Raw genomic sequence first — 3,164 nt, 5'->3', positions numbered from 1 at the left:
CCACACGGCCGCCCTCAGCACCCATGTGGCGATGGTCTTCCAGGATCCGGATGCGCAGATCGTCACCGGCACCGTCTACGACGAGGTCGCCTTCGGCCCCGAGAACCTGCTGCTGACGCTCGACGAGGTGCGTGCCAGAACCGAGGCTGCTCTGCGACGGGTCGGCCTGTGGGACAGGCGCGACGAGAATCCCGATCGGCTCTCGGGCGGCGGGCGGCAGCGTCTCGCGATCGCCTGCGCCCTGGCAATGGGGTCACCGCTGATCGTGCTCGACGAGCCGACCGCGAACCTCGATCCGCAGGGCATCGACGATGTCTACGCGGCTCTGACCGAGGTGGTCGCGGCGGGCGATCGGGCCATCCTGCTGGTCGAGCACAACCTCGACGCGGCCATGGGCCTGCTCACCCGCACCATCGTGCTCGACCGTGCGGGGCGCGTGGCCTTCGACGGGCCTCCCGCCGAGATCATCCGCAGCCATGCCGCAGAGCTCGTCACGATGGGCGTCTGGCTGCCCGGGGCGACGCTCGCGGCATTGCGGATGCAGCATGCCGGGGCGCACTTCGACGAGCTGCCCCTGACCCCTGACGAGCTCGGGGCCGCGTTGGCCGCGGTACGTCTGCAGGATCGCGGCACGGCTGCAGGACCAGAAACCGATGTCTCGTCCGGCATCCGTGCGTCGGTCCTGCAGACGACCACCCCGCCGATCATCAGCGCCCGCGGTCTCACTGTGCGACGCCATCGCACCGAGATCCTGCACGGCATCGACCTCGACATCGAGCCGGGCACCCTGACCGCGATCGTCGGCACCAACGGCGCGGGCAAGACCACTCTGCTGCAGTCGCTGGCCGGAGTCGTGCCGCCGCCGAAGCGCCAGGTCACCGTCGACGGCATCGACCCGGGCGCTGCCTCGCCGCGCGAGCTCGCCAGCCGCATCGGATTCGTGTTCCAGAACCCCGAGCACCAGTTCATCGCGCACACGGTGTTCGACGAGCTGGCGCACGGACTTCGTCTGCGCCAGACCCCGGATGCCGAGATCACCGACCGCGTCGACGCCATGCTCGCCCGCTTCGGGCTCGAGGCGAAGGCCGAGGTGCATCCGTTCCTGCTCTCGGGCGGCGAGAAGCGCCGACTGTCGGTGGGCACCGCCCTCATCACGCGCCCTCGGGTGCTCGCTCTCGACGAGCCGACGTTCGGACAGGATCGCGCCAGGGCATCCGAGCTCCTGAGCCTGCTGCACGATCTGCGCGACGAGGGCACGACGATCGTCATCGTGACGCACGACCTCCAGCTCGTCGCCGAGCACGCCTCGCACACCGTCGTCCTCGCAGACGGCCGTGTGCACGCCGCGGGTGCCACCGCCGAGCTCTTCCGCGACGAGAAGGTCTTCGTCGAGGCGGGACTTCGGCTTCCGGCGCTGCAGCGCGTGCTGGCCGCCGCGGGGCGGGCGGTCGCATGAGCGTGCAGACGTTCGATCCGTACGCGTCGGTGACCGCATCGTCACCGCGTCAGTTCCTGTACGCGCTGAACCCGCTCGCGAAGGTCGCCGCTGTCGCCCCGGCCATGCTCGTGCTCATCTTCGTGCGCGACCTCATCACACCCGCCGTCTTCCTGGTGCTGTCGGTGCTGCTCATCGTCGTCGGAGCGCGGCTGACCGTGCGCACCGCGGCCCTGCTGTTCGTCGCGCTGCCCGTCGGCATGATCGCGCTCGGAGTCGGCTTCTCGGTGTGGGTCGATGCCGCACGCGTCGACGGCACCCCCGCGATGCTGCAGATCGGCGACTGGACGCTGTACCAGGGGGCCCTCGCGATCGGGTTCGCCACCGCACTGCGTCTGGGCGCGATCATCGCTCTGGCCCTCATCGGCGGCCTCACCACGACCGGACCCGACCTGGTTCGGGCCAGCGTGCAGCAGCTGCGGGTGCCGTACCGGATCGGCTACACGGCGCTGGCCGCCTTCCGGTTCGTGCCGCGCTTCGGACACGAGCTCGCGGTCATCCGCGCCGCCCATCGGGTGCGCGGCCACCACGGAGGCAGCGGTCCGTTCGCGCGCATCGCCCGAGGCTGGGGGTACATCGTGCCGCTGCTGGCCGGAGCCATCCGTCACGCCGAGCGCGTCGCCCTCGCCATGGACTCCCGCGCCTTCGGCGCCCACCCGACGCGCACCGAGCGCCACCTCGTGCCGTTCCGCGTGCGCGACACCGTCTTCATCATCTGCTGCCTCGCAGCATCCGCCGCGATCTTCGCGATCCTCTTCCCCTGGCAGCTGCCCTGAAAGGCGCCCGCATGGCATTCAGCAAGATGGTCAAGCCCGAGTCGTCCGAACTCATCCACCTCAGCGTCCTGCGCACCGAGCGACTCTCCGAGCACTGGATGCGGGTCACGCTCGGCGGCGGTGAGATCGAGAGGTTCCGCCCGATGGGCTTCGACCAGTGGTTCCGCCTGTTCCTGCCGATCGGAGGGGATGCAGGACTCGAACGCGTGCCCGCCAAGGCGAACAGGATGTTCGGATACCTGAAGTTCCTGCGCATCCCCGACGGTGAGCGACCGGTCATGCGCAACTACAGCGTGCGCGCGTTCCGGCCGGCGACCGCCGACACCGGCGCCGAGCTCGACGTGGACTTCGTGCTGCACGGTTCGGCGGCCGACGGTACGGCGGGTCCTGCCTCTCGGTGGGCCGAGACCTGCGAGCCGGGCGAGCACGTGCTGATCATCGACGAGGGGCTCACGTTCAACCCGCAGCGCGGCACCGACCGCGTGGTGCTCATCGGCGACGAGACGGCTCTGCCCGCGATCGCCTCGATCTGCGCCTCGCTGCCCGCGACCGCGACGGGCACGGCGATCATCGAGGTGCCGTCCGACGAGGATGCGCTGGAGTTCCCGCATCCGGCCGGTGTCGAGGTCGTGTGGATCACTCGTCCGCATGAATTCGCTCCTGGTGCGTTCGCGCTCGGACGACTCCGCGACCTCACGCTGCCCGAGTCGCCGTTCCACGCCTATGCGGCCGGAGAGCAGTCACTCGCCTCCGGCGCCCGCAAGCTTCTCGTCGGCGAGCGCGGTGTCGACAAGAACTCCGTCAGCTTCTGCGGCTACTGGAAGATCGGCGCCTCGGCTCCTGCGTCGAAGACCGCGCGCGACGCGGCAGCGGAGCCCCCGGCATGAGCGGGG

3 protein-coding genes are annotated in these 3,164 nt (G+C 70.2%); all 3 read left to right on the top strand.

Annotated features, from left to right (window positions below; genetic code table 11):
* Nucleotides 1–1,456 (top strand): ABC transporter ATP-binding protein (locus tag J7E68_RS01355; protein WP_215169158.1); only part of this gene is annotated, 1,456 nt, incomplete at its 5' end.
* Entirely contained in the window at nucleotides 1,453–2,271 is an 819-nt protein-coding gene (locus tag J7E68_RS01350) for an energy-coupling factor transporter transmembrane component T (RefSeq protein WP_215169156.1), read from the top strand. The genes J7E68_RS01355 and J7E68_RS01350, both read left to right, overlap by 4 nt.
* Nucleotides 2,272–2,282: 11 nt before the next feature.
* On the top strand, nucleotides 2,283–3,158 hold the full coding sequence (locus tag J7E68_RS01345) for a siderophore-interacting protein (protein WP_215169154.1): 876 nt from the start codon (nucleotides 2,283–2,285) through the stop codon (nucleotides 3,156–3,158).
* Nucleotides 3,159–3,164: the final 6 nt, after the last annotated feature.

It is taken from the genome of Microbacterium sp. ISL-103, assembly GCF_018613995.1.
Taxonomy (GTDB): Bacteria; Actinomycetota; Actinomycetes; order Actinomycetales; family Microbacteriaceae; genus Microbacterium.
Note: the sequence above shows the minus strand (reverse complement) of the source record. Positions and strands in the feature narration are given on the sequence as shown.

Bases quoted from the DNA above. Each gene is read 5' to 3' on its own strand.
- J7E68_RS01350 (WP_215169156.1), top strand. From the start codon at position 1,453: ATGAGCGTGCAGACGTTCGATCCGTACGCGTCGGTGACCGCATCGTCA.
- J7E68_RS01345 (WP_215169154.1), top strand. From the start codon at position 2,283: ATGGCATTCAGCAAGATGGTCAAGCCCGAGTCGTCCGAACTCATCCAC.